We start from the raw sequence: 22250 nt of genomic DNA, 5'->3' as shown, positions 1-22250 counted from the left end.
GGTATCACCCACCAAAAACCGGATCCCGAAACCGGTAAACCAGTACACTATTTTGAAATCATTTTCTCGAAAATCTGACGCTGTTCGATCAGGGCCGCTACTTTGTCGGTCGGGTTGGTGCGGCATTCGAGCAGAATCCAGCCCTTGTAGTTGTTCTTGACGAACAAATCCATCAGTTGCTGGTACGGGTAGCTGGTGTCGTTTAGCTCGCGGACGTGGCAGATATCGCCGAAGCGTTTTTTGACCAGATTGAAATTGTATTCCAGTCCTTTGCCGTGCAGGTCTTCGGGGTTGCAGTTCCAGCAAACCGTGGCGTTTTTGTTCGGCGCGTGGTCCATGATGGTTTTGATATTCGGCAGTTCCTGCGTTTCGTTGCCGTGAACTTCGAGCCGGATTTGCTGCCCGAACTCGGCCGCGTACTTCGCCAGTTCGTCCAGCGCCTGCCCGATTTGCGCCAGCGTTTTTTCGGTCGGAACCTCTTTATGAAGCTGATTCGGCTTTACTTTAACGCCCGAACCGCCCACGTCGGCGCTCAGCCGGATGAACTCTTTGGTGCGTTCGATGGATTTGCGCAAGCGTTCGGGGTCCGGCGAGTCGTACTGCTCGTTCGTTCCCATACCCACCACCTTAACCGGGCTATCGGCAAATTTCTTTTTCACTTCGGCGCGTTCGGCGGCCGGCAAATTCGGCATGACGCCGTGGGCGTGCTCGACCCGCAGCTCGACCCCGCCAATTCCGGCGGTGGTGCAGTTCTTAATCAGCGTCGGAACGTCCCAATCCTTGCCCCACAGGTAGGTGACCAGCCCCAGCTTCATTGGTGCTTTTTTGAAAGCGGGACCCGATGCCAACGCTGGACCGGCCAGCAGTGACGCACCGGTTAGTAGCGATAATTCTTCGAGAAAGGTTTTTCGGGTTATTTTATTCATGATTCAGGAAATTTAGAAAAGCGGGTAGGTGAATTCTATAAAGTTACGGTAAACTAAAAGCCAATGGAATTGCCGCCATCGACGGGCAGCGAAGCACCGGTGATGTAGCGGGCGCCCTCCGACGACAGAAAAACGGCGGCATTGCCGATGTCTTCCGGTTTGCCAAAATGGCCCATCGGGGTCCGGCGCATGGCCCGGTCGCGCCGGTCGGGATCACCGCCCATCGCTTTTTTGCTCATCTCGGTTTCGATGAAGCCCGGTGCGATGGCATTGACCCGCACGTTATGGGGCGAAAATTCCGACGCCAGCACCTTCACCATGCCTTCAACACCCGATTTCGAGGCTGCGTAAGCCGCCACCCGGTCAATGCCGTAATAGGCCGCCATCGACGAAATCATCAGAATGGAGCCGCTGCGTCGGGGTACCATCCGCCGGGCGCAGGCCCGGGTTATGGCAAAAACCGCATTCAGGTTCGTCTGAATGATGCGGCTGAATTCTTCGTCGGTAACTTCGAGCGCCGGTTTTTTGAGGTTAATCCCGGCGTTGTTCACCAGAATGTCAATCGGCCCGAGCGTGGTTTCGATCTGTTCCACCAGCGCATCCAATGCCGGTAAGTCGCTGACATCGTTGGTGAAATAGTGGGCGGTTTCGCCCAGCTTTTCGACGGCTTCGCGGAGTGGTTCTTCCCGGCGACCGGTAATGACGACCTGGGCCCCGGCCTGCACCATGCAGCGGGCAATGTCGAAGCCGATGCCCGTTCCGCCCCCCGTAATCAGAGCGATTTTGCCCGTTAATGAAAATACGTCCGCTTGGTTTTCGCTTGGTTGCACGGTTTTTTGCTTTTTGGTTCTGCGGCCTTACCGCGTTTTATAAATTTCGACTACCTGTTTTACCTCTTCAAGGCTGTGCTCCGGTTTTTTGAACGGCGCCGGAATGGGTTGTCGGGCAAACTCCTGAAGGTACAAAACCCAGGCGTCGCGCCACCAGAGGGCTTCCTTCTGCTGCGTCGCCAGTCGCCCGCTGACGTTGGCAAACGTTTCGGGATCCACTTCTTTTTGGACCTGCGCCCACTGCTTTTGCAGCCAGCCCACGGAGTCGGCACCGGTATAAAACCGGGTGCACAATTCATCCCAGAGGGTCCGGCCCGTACTCAGTTTTTTCGTCCACGGAACGTGGTGAAACCAGAGCAGATAAGGCAGCGGACAGGTCTCCGGATTGTTCCATTGCTGTTGGACCTCGGGCCGGTACTGCGCCAGCGCATGGCTCCCCTTGGCCGTTCGGTCGAAACCCAGACCGAGGGAGTCGGCGCGGTGGTAATAAATGGCCGTCCAGTCAGGGCGCGAACTGCGGTTTTGCTAGGGTTCCGGCGCAAAATGCGCGCCCGTCCACGGGCGCGAAAGGCCCAGCGGGGTGTTGTAATTGACGTAAATCTCCCGCGATTTCAGCAGCATGTCCGTGATCGTTCTGACGGCAGCCGGTTCGCTGGTCAGCGTCAGGTTGACCCATTCACTGGCGATGCGTTCCGACGACAGCGAATGATCCCAGGCCAGCCGTCCGAACGCATACCAGTTGGCCTGCGCGAGCGGGTGGCCCGTCCAGTTGCGATCCGATCCGGTATTGGCGACTCCCGCGATGGCCGTGAGCGGGTATTGGTGCAAACTGCCGTCGATGACCCGCGCTACCGTTGAATTTTTGCCGTTGACGTAGGTATCCGAATCCAGACATTCCTTGAAAATGGGTGCTTCGTAAACGAGGTGCGTCGCAAACCCGAGGTATTCCTGCGTCAACTGAAATTCCATGCCCAACGGCGTTTTGGGCATCATGCCGAAGATGGGCGAAAACGGCTCCCGGGGCTGGAAATCAATCGGGCCGTTTTTGACCTGCACAATGACGTTTTTCTCAAACCGCCCGTCGAGCGGCTGAAATTCTTCGTGAGCCGCCTTGAAACGGTCGGCTTTTCCGTCGGCTTTGTAGACAAACGCCCGCCAGATCACAATGCCTTGGTGCGGGGCCAGCGCCCTGGCGAGCATGTTGGCGCCGTCGGCGTGGGTGCGGTTGTAGTCCTGCGGACCGGGCTGGCCTTCCGAATTCGCTTTGACCAGAAAACCGCCAAAATCCGGGATGAGCTTATAAATCTCATTGGCTTTGGCGGCCCACCATTGGTTCACTTCCGGATCGAGCGGATCGGCGGTTTTTAAGCCTCCGATGGTTTTGGGAGCCGGAAAATAAACGGACAGGTAGATTTTGATGCCGTAAGGCCGGAACACATTCGCCAGCGCAGCCACTTTCTCCAGATACTCGGCGGTCAGAAACCGGGAACTTGCGTTGACGTTGTTGACCACGGTGCCGTTGATGCCGATGGAGGCATTGGCGCGGGCGTAATCCCGGTAGCGCGGGTCGATGCGTTCGGGGAGTTCATACCACTTCCAGAGCGACGAACCGGCGTACCCGCGTTCAATGCTGGCGTCGGTATTGTCCCAGTGGTTCAGCATCCGCAGCTGAATTTTCGGATTGCTGACCAGCGAAATCGTTTCAATGGATTGCCCGGTTTGCAAGTGGCGCAACAAGGCAAACACGCCGTAGAGCACACCTGCGCCGGTTTTACCGGAAACCGTGATGGTTTGCCGCCCGGCGATTTGGTACCCTTCGTCCCGGAGTTGCGGGAGGTTCGGGCTGGTGGTGAGCACAATCCCACCGGTTTCGCTTCCGGCGCCGGAACGAATCGGGACGGTTTTTCCGAGCAAGCCCTGCAAACCGGTCTGTAGTTCTTCGGCAGCGGTTTTCAGCACCGGGTTGCTGCTGTTTAAAACGATAAACTGCGCCGAACGGGCGTAAGCAGCTCGTTTGGCGACATCTTTGATCAGGTCATACTTCAGCCACAGGCGGTAGCCATCGTCGCGGTCCGGCGCTCCGGCACGGCAAAGCGTGGCTAGTAGCAGGAAGAATGCTAGTTTGTAATTCATGCTTCTTGAAAAGTTGTTTCGCAGAGATTAGCGGAGTTAAAAAGAGGTGGTCAGCTTTTTTCTTCGCTTGACTCCTTTTTGCTCTGTTCAACGCTGCGGAATCATTTAAACTCTACTCAGCCAACGACCGACTAATCCCCAGTTCCAGTCCCCGCAGCTCCGCCAGCCCGCGCAGACGACCGATGGCCGAATATCCCGGATACGTTTTTTTGTGCAGGTCGTCGAGCATCTGGTGACCGTGGTCGGGGCGCATCGGGATGGTCGTTACGCCCACGCCGGTTTTGGCCCGCCGTTGCTGTTCGAGCACAATTTCTTTGACCACCGCGTACATATCCACATCCCCCGCCAGGTGATCGGCTTCGTGGAAGTTGAGCGGATCGGCTTCCCTTTTAGTGGTTCGCAGGTGGATAAAATGAATTCGGTTGCCAAACCGCCGGACCATGCCCGGCAGGTCGTTGTCCGGCCGGATGCCGAGCGAACCGGTGCAGAACGTAATTCCGTTGGCGGTGCTGTCGCAGGCCGCCATCAGTTCCGCCAGATCGGCCTCCGTGCTGACAATGCGCGGCAGACCCAGCAGCGGTTTCGGCGGATCGTCGGGATGGATGCACAGGTTTATACCGACGGATTCGGCCACCGGAGCCACTTCCCGAACGAACTGGTAGAGGTTGTTCCGCAGCGCCCGGTCGTTGATGGGGGCGTATTCATCCAGTAACCCCTGAAAAGTCGATAGCGTAAAGGCTTCTTCCGAACCGGGCAGCCCGAGCAAAACGATGTTGCTCAGTTCGGCAATGCGTTCGGGCGTCATCCGGCTGAATTTCGCGCGGGCGCTTTGAATTACGGCCGGTGCGTAATCGGCTTCGGCGCCCGGGCGTTTCAGGATGCAGAGGTCAAAAACCGCAAAATCTTCCCAGACAAACCGCAGCGCCAGCGAACCGTCCGGCATTTCGTAACTCAGGTTGGTCCGCGACCAGTCGAGCACCGGCATGAAGTTGTAGCAAACCGTGGTGATGCCGCAAGCGGCCAGATTCCGGAGCGATTCTTTGTAGTTTTCAATGTACTGCTCGCGCGTCGGACGGCCTTTTTTGATGTCCTCGTGCACCGGCAGACTCTCAACCACCGCCCAGTGCAAGGGCGAATACCGACCGTTGGCGGCTTCGATCAGGTCTTTCCGTTGTTCAATTTCTGCAATGGTCCAGACGTCGCCGACCGGAATCTGGTGCAGAGCCGTCACAATCCCGGTGCAACCCGCCTGACGAATATCCATCAGCGAAACCGGATCATGCGGCCCGAACCAGCGCATGGTTTGTAGCATTCCCATTCGTACGCTATTTCGTGTCGTTAAAATATTTTTTGGCAAATTCCAGAAAAACCGGCCAGTCCAGCGAATCGACGTGGCCCCCCTCGTGATTTCGAAAGCCAACCTCACCCGCTACCAAAGAAACATCGGGCTGCGGCATGTCCGGGGTGCCGACGCCTTTTTTGCCGAGCAGTTCGTAAACCGGGCTGGCGCCCACGCAGGCCAGAAACTCGCCGTGCGGATCGGCCCACTGGTCTTTCGTCCCGCCGGTGACGAAAACCGGGCGGGGCGCTACGAGCGCAATCAGTTCGTGGGCATCGACGGGCATGGCCTGCCAGTTGCCCCCATACTTTAGAAAGTTTCCGGCCATCCAGTGATACTCGCCCGAGCTGGCTACGTTGTCGATGGTTTCGCCGTAGCTGCGCTTTTCGAGCGAAGCGCCCATCGAGCCCGAGCAACTCGGAAACGCGATGGCCCAGCGGGAGTCAAGAGCCGCGGCCAGCAGGGCGGTTTTGCCCCAGCGCGAGTGACCCTGAATACCGATCTGTCGGGGATTGATGGTTTTGTCGGTTTCGAAATAATCGAGCGCCCGGCTCAGGCCCCAGCTCCAGGCCGATAAAACGCCCCAATCGTCCGGCCTGCGGTCTTTGCCTTCGTTGACCAGGCCAATGATGCCGCTGTGCAAACCGGCTCCGCTGTCCATCTGAACCAGGCCGGTATTATACAGCGCCACCGCCCAGCCGGTTTCGATGATTTTCCGGATGGTGGCAATAGGCGTCGGAAAAGCGCCCCAGACAATGACCAGCAACGGCACCGGTCCCCGGGCATCGGCGGGCGTATACACCGACAGTTCGATGCGGGGCGTGGCGCTGGGGTAGCGGGAATTGTCGATATGCCCGATCACCATTTTTTTGGTTGCTTTCCCGCCCACGGCGGTGTCCTGACCGGCGACTTCGAAGGTGACTTTCGGTGTGTTTTTCGGAATTTTACCGTAAATCTCCGTTTCGTACGCATTCAGGATTTCGGGCCGCCGTTGTTTCCACCAAACGGCAGCGGTTTTAACCGGTTTGCCGTTTTTGAGCAATAATGGATCGGGCAAGGTATAGCCGTTTGCTTTGGCTTCGTCGTAATTCGACCAGTTGCCCCAGTTCGAGCGGACGTGCGTGTTACCGGCTTCGTCGTACCAGTTGGTCGACCCTTCGCGCTGTTTTACCAACTGCGGTCGTTTCGGATCGTCGGCGGGCGCTGGCAGGTTGGCGGGCAGCTTCAACTGGAGCTGATTCATGAGCTTTTGCCAGTCTTCCTGCGCGGCTGCCCGCATTTTGTCCATGTACGCCTTCCGTTCGTCCGGCGTCATTTTCTGAAAATCCGGACTTTGCGCGCAGGCGGTTTTTGCCGATACCAGCGTGAAGAGCAAAAGCGTAAAAACCGCACTGAAGTGGAAAGAGGAAGGGCGCTTTTTCATCGGCTAAACAAAAAACGGTACATCTTTCGGCGCGTATTTTTTCATGCCCGCTTCGTTGATTTCGACGCCAATACCCGGTTTTTCGGAGAGCGGAATAAAACCGTCTTTGACCATCGGCCCGTCGAACGTTACGATTTCCTTGAACATCGGATCTTCGTGGAAGTAAATCTGCCATTCCAGAATCATGAAGTTCGGAACCGACGCGCAGACGTGGCTGGACGCCATCGCGCCCAGGTACGACGCCACCATGTGGGGCGCGAACGGCACGTAGTAGAGGTTGGCGAGGTTGGCAATGCGCTGGCCTTCGCCGAGACCACCGGCTTTCTGTAAGTCCGGCATGATGATATCTACCGCGCCAATTTCCAGCATCCGGCGGAAACCGTAGGCCAGATAATGGTTTTCGCCCGCGCAGATGGGGGTGGTGGTCGATTCGGAGATGATCTTGTAGGCTTCGACATTTTCGGCCGGAATGGGCTCTTCCAGAAACATCAGGTTCAGCGGTTCCATCATCTTGGCGACCCGTTTGCCGGTGGTCATGTCGTACCGTCCGTGCATATCGACGCAAATATCGATCTTGGGACCAACGGCTTTCCGGACGGCGGCAATCTGGTTATACATCCGTTCCAGTTCGCCGGGGCTGGCGGTCCAGTTGTAGCGGTCGTATTTGTTGGGGTCGCCCGCTTCGTCGATGTCGTATTTGACGGCATTGAAGCCCATCTTGACGGCATCTTTGGCGCTCTGCGCGAAATTATCCGTGCTTTTGTCGGTATCGCGGTACGTGCCGGTATCGCAGTACACCCGGATTTTGTCCCGGTATTTGCCGCCCAGCAACTGATACACCGGCAGGCCGAGCGCTTTGCCGACCAGATCCCACAAACCGGTTTCGACGGCGGATAAAACCGCAATGAACATGCCGGCCTGCGCCCCTTCAAAAAAACCGGATCGGCGAATGTCTTCGAACAGCCGGTTGACGTTCAGCGGGCTTTTGCCTTTGATGCGTTCGGCCATCATTTTCACCAGGTGGTAGGTGCCGGGGGTCGCATCGACGGCTTCCCCGCAGCCCCAGATTCCCTGGTTGGTGTGAATCTTGACGAACAGACTGTGGCCGTTGCGGATGTAACCGCACTTGATGTCGGTGATTTTCAGGTCGGAGGGCGCGGATGACAGGGGCGCCCGTTCGACGGCGGTTTCCAGACCGGCTCCGAAACTGGAGGTGGCGGCAAACACGCTGGCGATGGCACTTTTGGTAAGGAAAGATCGTCTGGAAGTCATGAGTTTTAGGAGATTAAGGGAGGGTTGTTTCGCGGACGGGGCCGCCCGGCGGCTAAGCGGAGACTCTGCTTACCTCTGCGAAATAACTCTTTTACCAGGTACGGTTTTTCAAATAATCCTGAATCTGTTCTTTCGGAACCGGCAGCTCGTTCAGGTGCGCATTGAGCCACTGCGAGAAATCTTTCTCGATCTCGTCCGACCAGCGGTTGTCGATCTGACCGGGCGTGTACTTCTGCTCGCGTAACCGCAAATGACCGAACATATCCCGCAGCCGCACGATTTCCGAGGTTTTGACCACCTTTTCGACCAGATGCGGGGGGATGAACGTAACGGCCCCATTGCGACCCAGCACCACATCGCCGGGCATCACCATCACTTTGCCGATCCGGGTCGGCCGGTTAATGCCAACCAACGTGGTGTTCAGGTCACCGTCGGGGTTGTTGAGGTGGTGGGAGGGGTGATAGCTGCGGAAGTAGGACGTAAAACCGCCGATTTCTTTTAAACCGGCAATGTCGCGGATGGCCCCTTCGTATACGATGCCGTTCCCGGTTTTGGCGTAAATCGAGTTGCCGAGATTGTCGCCGATGGTCGGACCGTCTTCGTGCATGCCGAACTGATCGACCACGTAGACGTCGCCTTTGACCAGCATATCGATGGGCCAGGCGTTCTGCGATTTCACGCGCCCGTCTTTTTCGTGGCCTTTCTTGTCCGTTACCCGGTGAACGTCGGGCCGACCGGGCATAAAGGTTGCCGTGAGCGCCCGGCCCACCAGTACGCTGTCGGGGTTGATGGTTTGCCAGCCCTCGGCGTACTGGTACTTATAATTCGATCCTTTCATGGTGGCCCAGGCTTCTTCGTGGGTCACCAGCTTCATGCGTTTGAGCAGGGCATCCGGCACCTTCGGACGTCCGTCGGGGAAGCGTTCGCCCTTCCATTCGGGCGTTAAAAAAATCAATTCTTCGCGGGAAATCTGTTGCCCCGGCGACGCTGTTACCAGGCCGAGCAGAAAAACCGCAACGGCAGGTAGAAAGGCCCGTTTCATCATAGGAGTAAAAACCAGGAAAAGAATTTGAATTGAAATGAAAAAAGAAAAAAACCGGATTGTTCTACCCGTTCGGCCGTGGATTCGCCTTTTGAGTTCTGCCAGATGCCCACGGGCCGTACCCAAGGGTGTCCACGCTGTTCGCTTGCGGACAAAGTTTGTCCGACTCCGTACACTGAAAAATTTTGCGAAAAAATTAGCTGCTGATTATCAGGCGCTTAACTTGGGGTCAATTAATTGGCATAGCAATTGGCATAGAGTAGTCAGAACAGTAACAACAACAAGAGTACCTAACAAACAACAAATACGAACAACCATGAAAGCATTATTCAGTACCCTGATCATCGCTGCGCTGCTGAGCGCCAACACCGTAACGGCCACTCCGAACACGCCCAAATCACGCTCGTTCGAAACCAGCTCATTTGTGACGAGTCAAAACAAAATCTGGGTGGCCGTTGAGAAATCGTCCGCAACGCCCGTAACGGTTATTCTCCGCAAAGACAACGACGTGTTCTATAAGCGGATTATTGGCAAAAACGAAAGCAAGTTTGCCGCGAAACTGGATGTGAGCGACTTGTCGGATGGTCAGTATGAACTCGAATTTTCATCATCAGATGGCAGCGTGAAGAAAACCGTCAACATTGGCAAGCCCGTGGTGCAGGAACCGGCCCGTCTGATTTCCATGAAATAAAGAAATTCTGTAGGATTAGTTTAGGTTAAGAAAGCACAGGAAAGCTACTTCCGATTCGGAGGTAGCTTTTTTTTCGGTATACGGCTTTCGGTTTACGGTTTTCGGTATACGGTTTTCAGTTTACGGTGGGCCGACATCTCGGTGGGCCGACGTGTGTTAGAATGGGCAATGAATTCAATAGATGGGTCGATCCAGCGAAAACCGAAAACCGAATACCGAAAACCGTATACTGTAAACCGGTACCGGAAAACTGGTTATTTTTGCGGATGGAACAGCCCCGTACGATCTACACGACTGCCTTTTTTCTTCTTTGCCTGAGTTCCTTTCTTTTTTTCGCCAGCTTTAACATGCTGATTCCGGAACTGCCCGCTTACCTGACGAGCCTGGGCGGAGCCGAATACAAAGGGTATATTATCAGCCTGTTTACCTTAACCGCCGGTTTATCCCGGCCTTTCAGCGGACGGCTGACGGACACCGTTGGCCGCGTGCCGGTAATGGCGTTCGGGTCGCTGGTGTGTTTTGTCTGCGGTTTTTTGTATCCATGGGTCGGTTCCGTCTGGTTCAACGGCATTGCGGCTTTGCTGCTGCTTCGGCTCATACACGGTTTTTCGACCGGTTTCAAACCAACCGGAACTTCCGCTTACGTCGCCGACATTGTGCCCGACGAGCGACGGGGTGAAGCGATGGGGGTGCTGGGATTGAGCGGCAGCATCGGCATGGCCTTCGGTCCGGCGCTGGGGAGCTGGCTAACGTCTGCCTTTGGTCTAAATCCGCTGTTTTATACGTCATCGACGCTGGCGCTGCTGTCCATCGGGATTTTGCTGAACATGAAGGAAACGCTGCCCGAGCGCGTGCCGTTTCGCTGGAGCCTGCTGCGGATTTCGCGCCGGGACGTGTTTGAGCCGGCGGTTTTTGCGCCTTCACTCGTCACGTTTCTCAACTCGTTCAGTTTTGGCGCGGTGATCACGCTGGCGCCCGATTTCAGCCAGGCCTTGAACGTCGGCAACAAAGGGTTATTTTTTACGGTTTTTACGATTTCGTCGCTGGCCATCCGGTTTCTGGCGGGTAAAATTTCCGATCAATACGGCCGCCGTCCGATCCTGCGGATTGCTTCCCTGATCATCACCATTGCCATGCTTTTGCTGGCCTTCAGCACATCCGTTTTCTCGTTTTTACTGGCTGCGGTTGTGTTTGGCGTTTCGATGGGCATGTATTCGCCCACGGCCCAGGCCTGGACGGTCGACCTGAGCCATTCCGGAAACCGGGGCCGGGCGCTGGCAACCATGTATATCGCCTTGGAAGCCGGGATTGGATTGGGCGCGTATTTGTCGGCGTATCTGTACGGGAATCAAGCCGGGCAGTTTGCGCGGGCGTTTCTGGTGATGGCCTTTTTCTCGTCGGTTTCCTTTCTGTACCTGCTGGGAAGGGGGAAAGAATAAAATCCGCAGATTTGTCAGAATTTAAAAATCATAAATCTGACTGTAAGCCACCGGATTAAAACGGATCTACTGAAAACAACACCTTGATTGAATGCCGGATAGAGCCGCTAACGATTTTTTTAGTCGTGGTTTGGACCCTAACTTTTCAAAAATTTCCGCCGGAGAAGCGTTAAAAATTCCCGGTAGTTCCATTCATCCGATTGTACACAAATTATTTATATAAAACTTTGTTAAATATCTGTCCAAAATCGGCTGCATCTAGAAACGAATTATATTTTGTATAATGGCGTGTGGGAGAAATGGTTACTAAAGTTTTTGTAAAATTAATCTAGACCCTCAAACTTGGAAAAATATAAAAAACAGAGAATATTTTCTCGATTTAACAAAAAAATGACCTAACCGTTTGCATAATTTCAGATAGAAAATTGATACTTTTGTTGTAGGCTTCGGCAAAAGGCGACCGAAATTTTATTTTACCAAAACGTTTCAATTTGAAATTTTCGTTTTCTTTACACAAAAAACCAGTTTCAATTTAACCCTACAGTTAGTCTAATGAAAACACAATCTCCAACTCCAGCACCAGCTAAAGCAGCAGCTCCCAAGAAAAAGTCGGGCGGTCTGAATCCGGTGTTTGTCATTCCCATTCTGTTTGCCATCGCCATTTCGACGTACATGTTCGTTTTTGGCGATCCCAGTCACTTTCAAGGTGGGAATAACGAAAACCTTCCGATCGACGGTGATTACTTCGGGATTGTTTACAAGGGTGGTCCCATTGTACCTCTTCTGTTTACCTGTTTCCTGATTGTGCTGGTTTTCTCAATTGAGCGTTTTATTACGATCGGCCGTGCCAATGGTTCAGGTTCAATCGAAGAGTTTGTTCGGAAAGTAAAAGGCCAGCTCGACCGCAATGAAGTAGAAGCTGCCATCAAAGAGTGCGATCGTCAAAAAGGTTCAGTAGGTAACGTTGTGAAAACGGCGTTGGTGAAATATCAGCAACTGAGAACCGACACCGAACTGACGAAAGAGCAAAAACTGGTCGCTCTGCAGAAAGAAGTAGAAGAGGCAACGACGCTCGAATTGCCGATGTTGGAGAAAAACCTGACCATCATTGCTACGCTGGCTTCCGTATCAACGCTGGTTGCTCTGTTGGGAACGGTATTGGGGATGATCCGTGCCTTTAGTGAACTGGGTTCGACGGGTCAGCCGGATACGGCGGCACTGTCAACCGGTATCTCTGAGGCCCTTGTAAACACTGCTTTGGGGATCGGTACGGCTGCTATTGCCACGATCATGTATAGCTATTTCACGAGCCGCATTGATGAATTGACCTACAACATCGATGAAATCGGTCTGAGCATTCAGCAAAACTTTGCCGCACACAATTAATACCGGTTCGGTACCGTTTTTACATCACAAAAAATAACAAACTATGCCTATCGTTAAGCCAAAACGGTCGCATCCTCACATGGACATGACGGCGATGTGTGATGTAGCATTCCTTCTGCTGACCTTCTTTATTTTGACGGCTCAGATCAGGGTACAGGAGGCTGCTGAGATCAACCCGCCAACCTCCATTTCCGGTATCAAGGTTCCCGATACCGATATCATGACCATCAGTCTGGATAAAGACGGAAAGGTGTTCTTTGGTATCGACGGTCAGCCAAACCGGGTTGCGATGCTCGAAAATATCGGCGAAACTTACGGGATTTCTTTCTCTGATCGGGAAAAGAAAGCCTTCTCACTGCTGCCTAACTTTGGCTTGCCAGTTGCCCAGTTGAAATCCTACCTGGCGTTAAAACCGGATCAGCAGGGTCAAATCAAACAGCCTGGCATTCCGGTCGATTCAACGGCCAGTCTGCAAACCAACCAGTTGTCGCAGTGGGTTTTCAATGCCCGTAAAGCGAACAACAAACTGCGGATTGCGGTTAAAGGCGATAATCTGGCGAAGTTTCCGAACTTCAAGAACGTGTTGAGCTCGCTGCAATCGCAGAACATCAACAAATTCAACCTGATTACCGGGACCGAAGCTCCACCAGCTGGCTGGACAAATGATTAATTAAGGTTAAACCACAAACTCACGCGATTCATCGCCTTAGATTCGTAAAACAATGGCAGATATCGACACCGGTGGGGGTGGTGGTAAGAAAAAAGGTGGGAAAGTTCGAAGTAAAAAAGGGTCTACCCGGGTCGATATGACCCCGATGGTTGACCTGGGCTTTCTCCTCATCACGTTTTTCATTCTTGCCTCCACCTTAAGTAAACCGTCTTCGATGACACTAAACGTGCCGGACAAGACCGAAAAAGTTGAAACGGAACCCATCAAGGCTTCCAAGGTAATGACGATTTTTCTGGGCAAAGAAAACCAGATTCACTACATTTTTGGAAAAGCCGCCAACGAAGACCCCAAATTGGAAACGGTTCAGTTCGGCCCGGAAATCCGGAGTGCAGTGCAGGCAAACAAAGCTAAAATCGGAGAGAAAGATTTTGTGATAGTGATCAAGCCAACCAAAGAATCTACCTACAAAAACCTGGTGGATATGCTGGATGAAATGGCCATTACTAAAACGAAGCGCTATGCGTTGGTGGATCAGCTAACTCCTGATGAAGAAAAACTGATTGCTGACAAAATGAAGTAATGAACGGCTTAAAAGCCAATTCAATGAATTAATCGCCATGGCAGAAGTAACGACCAATACCGGAACACTCGATGATATCGTGTTCGCAAATCGTAACAAGGCGTATGGTGCGTATACATTACGGAAAGACTATTCCAGGACGATCTATCGCTCGCTGATTATTGGCACTGCGCTGTTTCTGCTGGCAATGGCCACCCCGACAATCATTTCGGTTCTGAAGCCCGAAGAGCAGGAACTGGCGATGGTTGAAGTGGACCTGATGAAATTACCGCCCCCGCCAATTGACCCCAATGAGCCGCCCCCGCCACCGCCACCACCGGTTGAATTGCCGAAGGTAAACACGGTAAAATTCCTCCCGCCGGAAGTAAAACCGGATGAGGAAGTACCCGAAGAAACCCCTCCGCCAACCGTTGAGGAACTGAAAGAAGCCGTTGCGGCTGAAAAAACGCAGGAAGGAGATCCCAACGCTGAAGAAGTGATTGTGGCTCCGGAAGAAACGGCCGGTCCTACGAAAGTGGAAGCTGCCGTGGAAGCCGCTCCGAAAGAAGAGCAAATTTTTACGGTTGTTGAACAAAATCCGGAATTCCCGGGCGGGATGGCGGCCCTTGGCCAGTTCCTTAGCAAGAACATTCGCTACCCACCCGCAGCCTCACGGGCTAACGTATCTGGACGGGTGTTCGTGAGTTTCGTTGTCAATACCGACGGCAGTATTCAGGACGTATCCGTTTTGAAAGGACTCGGTTTTGGTACGGATGAAGAAGCCATGCGCGTTGTGAAAGCCATGCCGAAATGGAGACCGGGTAAACAGTCGGGTCGTCCGGTACGGGTTAAATACAACCTGCCGATCAACTTCCAGTTGGAGTAAGCGTACGAATGAAACCAAGACCATCTACGGATCTTGTCAGCCGTTATTTAAATGTACTGATGGGATTGTTATACCTGGGAGGGGGCATCTACCTGATTGCCTCCTCTCAGTCTTTTGGACTGTTACCCACGGGTCTTTTCCGTTATTTATTGGCTGGACTACTCATTATTTACGGATTATTCAGGGCCTACCGGGGAGTACAACGATTGTTTTAGGTATGAATGCGTTCATCAAAATAGGAATAGGGCTCGGTTTTGGTAGTTTGATGGCCTGTTCGTCTCCTCCGCCCGACAATCCCAGTCACGGAAGCATCAACATAACCGCTGATGAATCCCTGGAACCGATGGTCGAATCGATTTATAAAGCCTACGAAGGAGTTTACCCAAACGCCAAGTTCAATGTGGCGTTCAAGCCGGAGGAAGAGGCCATTGCGACGATGCTGCGGGATAGTGCCCGACTGGTATTTTCTACGCGCGAATTAAATGATCAGGAAAAGTCGGTTTTTACCAGGGAGAAGATCAAGTACAAATCGGAATTTATCGCAACGGACGGAATTGCTTTGATCGTGGGTCGTCAGAATGCAGACAGCCTGATTACCATGTCGGAGTTAAACGCCATTTTTCAGGGACAGATCACGCGCTGGGAGCAATTGAAGAATGGAAACCAGACTGGCCCGATCGTTCTGGTATTCGATAACAATAACTCCAGTAACCTGAATTTTGTCCTGAAGCAATTTAAAGTCAGTGACTTAAGCCGGATAAAAATTTTCACGGTAAATTCAAACAAACAGGTCATCGAATATGTTCGTAAGAATCCGGTAGCCTTGGGTTTCATTGGAGTGAACTGGATTAGCGATGGTGATTCGCCCTTAGCCGCGGAGTTATCAAAGAACCTGCGGGTGATGGGCGTTTCGGAGAAGACCAACCCGGCTTCCATCGGTGATTTTTTTCAACCATTTCAAAAGAATCTGGGTTTAAAGACATATCCGCTGCGCCGAAACGTTTATGTAATTAGTCGGGAAGCCCATTCCGGATTGGGGAGCGGCCTGATCAATTACATCATCCGCGATGTGGGTGGGCTTTTAATCGAAAAAAGTGGTCTTTGGCCTGCAAAACCGTATAATCGGGAGGTGTTTTTGGAAAAATATTGAAAAATTTTCTGTTTCCGAAGCAACTTTGTAATTTTGTATTTTGTTTTTATTCATAATAACTCAATTTTTTCACCCATTTCTCAACCTGAAACTTGGCATGAATTTCCAAAAGAAAGCTCTGTTGACAGTGGTGGCCGCCGGTTTGTTCGGCTCATTACAGGCGGTTGCCCAGGATGCACAATCGGGAGTAAAGGATCTGGAAGCAGGCCGCTACAACAAGGCTATCCAAACATTTCAAGGTTTGGCGACCAGTGCACCTTCTGCTGAAAACTTTTTCTATCTGGGTTATGCCCAGTTGAAAGCCGGTAATCCGGATGCTGCTAAACAGGCGTTTGACAAAGGCGCGGCCGCTGATTCCAAAAATCAACTCAACAATGTGGGGTTGGGTGCAGTGGCTCTGGCCAAAAAGGATCGCGCTACGGCAAAAACCCTGATTGATAACGCCTTAAAAGAAACCAAAAATAAAAACATGGATGTGTTGCTGCGCGCTGGCGAAGCTTACACCATGTTTAGAAAGCCCGAAGAAGGAATGAACGATCCGGCCGAAGCCATCCGGATTCTGACCATCGCCGATGAGCGGGACAAGAAAAACGAGAACGCTGAAATCGAGATGGCGTTGGGGGATGCGTTTACGCTGAAAAACGATGGCGGTAATGCGGTGACGAAATACGAAAACGCACTGGCCATTCGTCCGAACGATGCCGAAGCCAAATACAAAATCGGCAACACGTTCCTGCGCGCTAAAAACTATCCGCAGGCGCAGAAATTCTACGAAGAAGCCATTGCGGCTGATCCGGAATTTGCGCCCACGTACGAGGATTTGGCCGAAGCATTTTTTGGTTCAAGAGCCTACAAAAATGCGTCTAAAAACATGGATCTGTACATCCAGAAAAGCCAGACGACCAATGTGGACAAATTGCTGCGTTCCGCTCAGTTTGACTTTCTGGCGGGTGACAACGTGAAAGCCATTCAAAAACTGGATCAGCTGAAAGGGAAAGTCAATAACCCGGTTATTCAGCGTATCTACGGTTGGGCTTACTCCGGTGCCGGGAAATACGACGAGTCGATTGAGGCCCTGAATACTTTTATCCAGACATCGCCCGACAAGGTCATTTATGACGATTATAAATACTTGGGTCGTGCTTATCAGCAAAAAGGCACACCTGAAGGCGATTCGTTGGCGATTTTGAATTTGGAAAAAGCGGCTCCGCTGGATTCAACGGAAAACTTGTACCGGGAGATCGGCAAAACGCTGTACGGTTCTAAGCGATATGACAAAGCGGCTGATGCCTACAAAAAAGCAATCCTGGTAGATACCGGCAAAGCAACGACCAATGATTACTTCCAGTTGGGTATGTCAAATTATCTGCTCGGAAGCCGGGTTGGCCGGGACAGCACCATGATGATGGGCGGTGATACGGCAGCCATTCGCCAGGCGAAAGAAAAATTCTATGCTTCGGCTGATTCTGCTTTCATGAAAGTAAATCAGATTACGCCGGAGTGGTCGCCCGGTTATTACTTCCGCGCTTCTGCCAACTATTTCAGTGATACAAAAGGGGCTATGGCCAGTGGTGAGCCGGTTCCAATGTATGAGAAATACCTGGAAGTAGCTGACAAGGAAATCGCAACCGATGCGGCCAAAAAAGAATCCAACAAGCGGTATATGATGACAGCATATAAATTCCTGTCTTCGTATTATGCTAATAAGAACGACGCCGTTAAGTCACGGGAATACCTGACGAAAGCCGCTGAACTGGATCCGACCGATAAAGATGTGCAAAACGCTCTGAATCCGCCGGCAGCCCAGCCAGCCGCAAAACCAGCTGGTAAACCAGCGGCTAAAAAACCGGCAGGTAAGGCTACGAAATAAGGAATTACTAAGTTAAATTAAGGAAAGAGGAACCCCACAAACGGGTTCCTCTTTCTGTTTTCAGACACCTATCGATAAATACTTAGCCGGGAAAATGCTATTTTCCTGACAACAATTGTAATTTTGTACGCAAACCTGCGTGATCTTGCGAAAAATCTATGCTTAATCTTGTACTATTTGGCCCTCCAGGTGCCGGGAAAGGCACACAAAGTGAAAAACTGATTGCCCAATATCAATTGGTGCATTTATCGACGGGTGACCTGCTTCGGTCCGAAATCCGGGAGGGAACAGAACTGGGCCTGCGGGCCAAGATGCTCATGGATCAGGGAATCTTGGTCCCGGATGAGGTGGTCATCGGTATGATTGAGAATAAACTGAAAGAGAATCAATCAGCAGCTGGCTTCATTTTTGATGGGTTTCCACGGACAGTTCCGCAGGCGGCAGCGCTCGATCACCTTTTGGCCCAGCATAACACCCAGATTACGGTAATGGTGGCGCTGGTGGTGGACGAGGAAGAGCTGACCAAACGGTTGCTGATTCGGGGACAGTCGTCGGGCCGATCGGATGACCAGAACGAAGCGTTGATCCGTCGCCGGGTTCAGGAATACAATGAAAAAACCGCTCCCGTTGCCAACTATTACGAATCGCAGGGCAAATTCAAGGCCATTGATGGCATTGGGCAAATTGAAGAAATATTTCAGGCCATTTGTGAGAAAATTGAAACGGCCACTGCCAACGTTCGGTCGTAACGGGCAAACGGCAGCGGGGATAACTAGAATATGGCTTCATCAAATTTTATAGATTACGTAAAAATAAACATTCGATCAGGAGCCGGTGGCGCGGGGTCGATGCATTTTCGGCGGGAAAAACACGTCGATAAAGGCGGACCCGACGGCGGAGATGGCGGCCGGGGTGGACATATCATTCTGAAAGGCAGTTCGCAGCTTTGGACGCTCCTGCACCTGAAATACCAAAAGCACATTAAAGCCAAACCCGGTAAAGCGGGTGAAGGTGGCCGGCGGACGGGTGCCGAAGGGGAGGATGTCATTATCGAAGTTCCCCTCGGGACGGTGGCCCGTCACGCCGAAAGTGGTCAGCAATTGGCGGAGATCACGGAAGACGGTCAGAAAATCATTCTGTTGCACGGTGGTCGGGGCGGATTAGGAAACGATCATTTCAAGACGTCGACCAAGCAAACCCCCGATTATGCCCAGCCCGGCGAACCGGGCCAGGAAGAATGGGTCATTCTGGAGTTGAAATTGCTGGCAGATGTGGGACTGGTGGGATTTCCAAACGCGGGAAAATCAACGCTGTTATCCGTTGTGTCGGCGGCAAAACCGGAAATTGCGGATTATCCGTTTACAACCCTTGTCCCCCAGTTAGGGGTCGTTGCTTATCGGGATTACAAATCATTTGTGATGGCCGACATTCCGGGAATCATCGAAGGGGCGTCGCAGGGAAAAGGGCTGGGATTGCGGTTTTTGAGACACATTGAACGCAATTCAATCCTTCTGTTTGTGGTGCCGGCAACGAGTGAAGACATTGAGGCCGAGTACGAAACGTTGTTGAACGAACTCCGGGAGTATAATCCCGAATTGCTGGACAAACAACGCTTGCTGGCAATTTCTAAGATAGATTTAATTGATGATACAGACGATAAGGCGATCCGTAAACGTTTACCGGCTACACTGCCGACGGTCGTTATCTCCGCCGTTCGTCAACAGGGGTTGATGGAATTGAAAGATTTGATTTGGAAAGCCTTAACCCAACCTGAAATTGAATTATAACCACCCGACAAGCGACCATCGCGATTGAATCAATCGGACGCTCAGTTATGAAGAAAACCCGGAATTTTGCAACGTTAGTAAGCTTCTTTCTTTTCTTGCTTCCCACCCTGGCTCTGGCGCAGATCCAGATTACGTTTCCTAAATCACGAATGGTTTTCCAGCGTAATGGCGGCAACGAAGCCAATCTCTGGATCGGAGGGTATTACACGCTGCCTTTCACCCGGATTCAGGTTCGGCTCGAACCAATGGAAGGCGGAGCCCTGATCGACTGGACGACCCTTCAGGACAACCCGAAAGGGGGCGCTTTTGCCGGGTCAATCACCGCCAAAGGAGGCTGGTATCGGGTGAAAGTCCGCGGCCTGCGGGGTGAAGAGTACATCGAAGGCGGAGGAGTTGAACGCATTGGCGTTGGCGAAGTCTTTATCATTGCCGGTCAATCCAATTCGCAGGGTTACGATAACTACGGCGGACCGGGAGCTGGCAGCGACCGGGTCAACTGCGTCAATTTTGGAACAGGCACTGACCAGTCGCCTTTTGATCCCAATTTTCCGGATTTTTCGCACCTGGATGCCGGAAACCGCATTTTTCCGCGGGGCTACTCAGCCTGGTGCTGGGGTCGCCTGGGCGACCGCTTGGTGGAACGTTTGGGAGTACCGGTTTTATTTTTCAATGCCGGTTGGCAGGGTTCTTCTTCCAAAAACTGGCGTGAAAGCGCGGACGGACTCCAGACGACGGAAGAATACACCGGAACCGGAAAATATGCTGCCGGTCAGCCTTACGGGAACCTGCGAACGACCTTGAATTATTATGTGCAGTCGCTGGGTCTCAGGGCGGTTTTGTGGCATCAGGGTGAATCCGATAACCAGTTCAACCGTTCGGCGGACGACTATGCCGCCAACTTGACGAAGGTCATTCAGCGTAGCCGGGAGCATAGTGGGAAAGATGTTTCGTGGGTAGTTAGCCGGGCTTCTTATTACGATGCTGCGGGCACCGACGCGAATATCATTGCGGGACAGGATCGGGTGATTCAGAACGCGGGCAATGTGTTTGCCGGCCCAAGCACGGATGGTATTCAGATTCCGCGTGGAGGACCGGCCCAGCGCGAACCTGATGGCGTTCACTTTTACGATAATGGCTTGGTGCAACTCGCCGACGCCTGGTACAACAGCCTGAACGATAATTTCTTCCAGAATTCCCGGCCGCAATCGCCCGGTGGTGGGGCCACGATCTCAGTAACCTGCGGTGGCAATAATAACTTGTCACTCCGGGTAGACGGCGGCTTCAATTCCATCAACTGGGACTCGGGCGCCGGGAATGCACAGACCATCACCGTTGGCCAGGGCCGTTACATGGCGACCGTCAAGGATGCGCTCGGTAATACGCGTTTCACCGCTCCCTATCAGGTGCCGGGTCGGCCCACCATTACGCCCAGCGGTCCAACGACGTTCTGCGAAGGCGGTAACCTGACGCTGACTTCTACGTATGACAACACCTTCTGGAGTAACAACGGAACCGGACGAGCCATAACCGTTTCGACGGCCGGCAATTACCGGGCGGTTTACCGGGATGCGGGCAATTGCGAGTTTACGTCCGATCAGGTTGCCGTCAACGTCAATCCACTGCCCGCTCCGCCGACGGTGCGAAACCTGGGCCAGGCTCGCTTCTGCGACCGGCTGACCACCACGCTGGAATCGACCGACGCTCTGGCCTATAATTGGAGTACGGGTGAAAAAACAAAGCAAATTGAAATACGGCGGGGCGGTAACTTCTCGCTGACGATTACCGATCAGAACGGCTGTACGTCCAGAGAGTCGAATCAGGTGGCCATTATTGTTGATCCCTTACCCGCCCGACCAACGGTAAGTGCCGGTGGACCGACTACTTTCTGCGCCGATCAGAATGTGGTGCTGACCTCGACCGCCGAAACCAGTTATGTCTGGGAGAGCGGGCAAACGTCACGGAGTGTAACCGTAAACCAGGCCGGTAATTATCTGGTACGGACGCGCAACATCTACGGCTGTCTTTCCGATCCATCCAATACGGTTTTGATCCGGGTAAATCCGCTGCCTGCCCCGCCCACCCTGACGGCCAGCGGGGCCACTACTTTCTGTGACGGCGAACGGGTTACGCTAACGGCCAGCGGCAGTCTGAAAGCCTTCTGGAACGTGGGCGATTCGACCCAGAGCCTTGTTGCCACCCGCTCCAATACTTACACGGCCCGCGTGCGCGACGCCAACGGTTGTTTCTCCCCCGCATCGGTGGGTCTGGTGGTTGATGTTAAACCCGTGCCGACGGTGCCGGTTGTCCAGCAAATCGGTACCTATACCCTGGAAGCCGCCGGAACCCGGCAGGGCGATTATTACCAGTGGCAGCGTGACAATGCGGCTGTGGAGCCCCGAACCTCGATCATTAAAGCGAACCAAACCGGGGCCTACCGCGCCCAGGCTTTTCTGGCCTACAATAACGGACTCGTCTGTGCCTCCGGTTTTTCGGTGCCGGTTGCGTTCACCCTCGTTATCGACAACGACGGTTTGAGTGTTTACCCGAATCCCAGCCCGGATAAGGAAGTGCTGATCGAGACGCTCGAAGACATTACCAACGCCACCGTGACCTTGTCTACCCTGAGTGGGCAGGTGATGTGGACGGGCACCGTTGAGAGTTTCAGCCAGCGAAAAAGCTGGAATTTTTCGACGGTTCCGGCCGGACACTACGTATTGACCGTACGTTCCGCGACATTCAAGGCATCAAAACGCTTGTTGCTTGGTTTATAGTCACTTACGTTAATATACGGCTCCGCTAACCATCCTTTGCGGAGCCGTTTTGTTTTCCCGGAAAAAAGCCGAATCT

General features: G+C 52.9%; 17 protein-coding genes and 1 pseudogene. 11 read left to right on the top strand and 7 right to left on the bottom strand.

From position 1 onward, the window contains the following. Positions 1–47: 47 nt before the first annotated feature. The 7 genes and pseudogenes from ACYVHX_RS16915 to ACYVHX_RS16885 all read right to left on the bottom strand — a co-directional run bounded on the left by ACYVHX_RS16915 (position 48) and on the right by ACYVHX_RS16885 (position 8965). Positions 48–926 (bottom strand): sugar phosphate isomerase/epimerase family protein, encoded by an 879-nt coding sequence (locus ACYVHX_RS16915; protein WP_460672843.1) that lies wholly within the window; start codon positions 924–926, stop codon positions 48–50. Between the two features lie 53 nt (positions 927–979). Beyond that, positions 980–1756 (bottom strand): SDR family NAD(P)-dependent oxidoreductase, encoded by a 777-nt coding sequence (locus tag ACYVHX_RS16910; protein ID WP_460672842.1) that lies wholly within the window; start codon positions 1754–1756, stop codon positions 980–982. A gap of 27 nt (positions 1757–1783) precedes the next feature. Beyond that, a pseudogene (locus ACYVHX_RS16905) lies at positions 1784–3889 on the bottom strand (alpha-glucuronidase family glycosyl hydrolase). 112 nt (positions 3890–4001) lie between these two features. Next, entirely contained in the window at positions 4002–5207 is a 1206-nt protein-coding gene (uxuA, locus tag ACYVHX_RS16900; protein WP_460672841.1) for a mannonate dehydratase, read from the bottom strand. 7 nt (positions 5208–5214) lie between these two features. Further along, on the bottom strand, positions 5215–6651 hold the full coding sequence (locus ACYVHX_RS16895; protein WP_460672840.1) for a glucuronyl esterase domain-containing protein: 1437 nt from the start codon (positions 6649–6651) through the stop codon (positions 5215–5217). Between the two features lie 3 nt (positions 6652–6654). Further along, positions 6655–7923 (bottom strand): mandelate racemase/muconate lactonizing enzyme family protein, encoded by a 1269-nt coding sequence (locus ACYVHX_RS16890; RefSeq protein ID WP_460672839.1) that lies wholly within the window; start codon positions 7921–7923, stop codon positions 6655–6657. A 91-nt stretch (positions 7924–8014) separates the two neighbouring features. After that, the gene (locus ACYVHX_RS16885) at positions 8015–8965 is read right to left on the bottom strand and encodes an RraA family protein (protein WP_460672959.1); all 951 of its coding nucleotides are present in this window, start codon (positions 8963–8965) and stop codon (positions 8015–8017) included. Between the two features lie 316 nt (positions 8966–9281). On the opposite strand from ACYVHX_RS16885, the gene ACYVHX_RS16880 reads away from it, so the two are divergent. The 11 genes from ACYVHX_RS16880 (at position 9282) to ACYVHX_RS16830 (ending at position 22174) form a co-directional block, all read left to right on the top strand. After that, entirely contained in the window at positions 9282–9656 is a 375-nt protein-coding gene (locus ACYVHX_RS16880; RefSeq protein ID WP_460672838.1) for a hypothetical protein, read from the top strand. A gap of 266 nt (positions 9657–9922) precedes the next feature. Then, the gene (locus tag ACYVHX_RS16875) at positions 9923–11095 is read left to right on the top strand and encodes an MFS transporter (RefSeq protein ID WP_460672837.1); all 1173 of its coding nucleotides are present in this window, start codon (positions 9923–9925) and stop codon (positions 11093–11095) included. A 552-nt stretch (positions 11096–11647) separates the two neighbouring features. Beyond that, positions 11648–12481, top strand: a complete 834-nt coding sequence (locus tag ACYVHX_RS16870) for a MotA/TolQ/ExbB proton channel family protein (protein WP_460672836.1) — start codon at positions 11648–11650, stop codon at positions 12479–12481. Between the two features lie 43 nt (positions 12482–12524). Next, complete coding sequence (locus ACYVHX_RS16865) at positions 12525–13151, top strand: ExbD/TolR family protein (protein WP_460672835.1); 627 nt, start codon at positions 12525–12527, stop codon at positions 13149–13151. Between the two features lie 52 nt (positions 13152–13203). Then, complete coding sequence (locus tag ACYVHX_RS16860; RefSeq protein ID WP_460672834.1) at positions 13204–13731, top strand: ExbD/TolR family protein; 528 nt, start codon at positions 13204–13206, stop codon at positions 13729–13731. Positions 13732–13768: 37 nt separating this feature from the next. After that, positions 13769–14596: an energy transducer TonB gene (locus ACYVHX_RS16855; RefSeq protein ID WP_460672833.1), complete on the top strand. Its 828-nt coding sequence runs from the start codon at positions 13769–13771 to the stop codon at positions 14594–14596. Positions 14597–14813: 217 nt separating this feature from the next. Further along, positions 14814–15746, top strand: coding sequence for a PstS family phosphate ABC transporter substrate-binding protein (locus ACYVHX_RS16850; RefSeq protein ID WP_460672832.1), 933 nt, complete (start codon positions 14814–14816; stop codon positions 15744–15746). 97 nt (positions 15747–15843) lie between these two features. Then, a complete protein-coding gene (locus ACYVHX_RS16845; protein ID WP_460672831.1) occupies positions 15844–17616 on the top strand; it encodes a tetratricopeptide repeat protein in 1773 nt (590 codons plus the stop codon). Between the two features lie 158 nt (positions 17617–17774). Next, positions 17775–18365, top strand: coding sequence for an adenylate kinase (locus ACYVHX_RS16840; protein ID WP_460672830.1), 591 nt, complete (start codon positions 17775–17777; stop codon positions 18363–18365). 30 nt (positions 18366–18395) lie between these two features. Then, positions 18396–19403 (top strand): GTPase ObgE, encoded by a 1008-nt coding sequence (obgE, locus tag ACYVHX_RS16835; RefSeq protein WP_460672829.1) that lies wholly within the window; start codon positions 18396–18398, stop codon positions 19401–19403. Positions 19404–19498: 95 nt separating this feature from the next. Further along, entirely contained in the window at positions 19499–22174 is a 2676-nt protein-coding gene (locus tag ACYVHX_RS16830; RefSeq protein WP_460672828.1) for a sialate O-acetylesterase, read from the top strand. The last annotated feature ends 76 nt before the right edge of the window (positions 22175–22250 follow it).

This window comes from Larkinella ripae, assembly GCF_054780775.1.
This window is presented reverse-complemented; position numbering and strand designations above follow the sequence as displayed.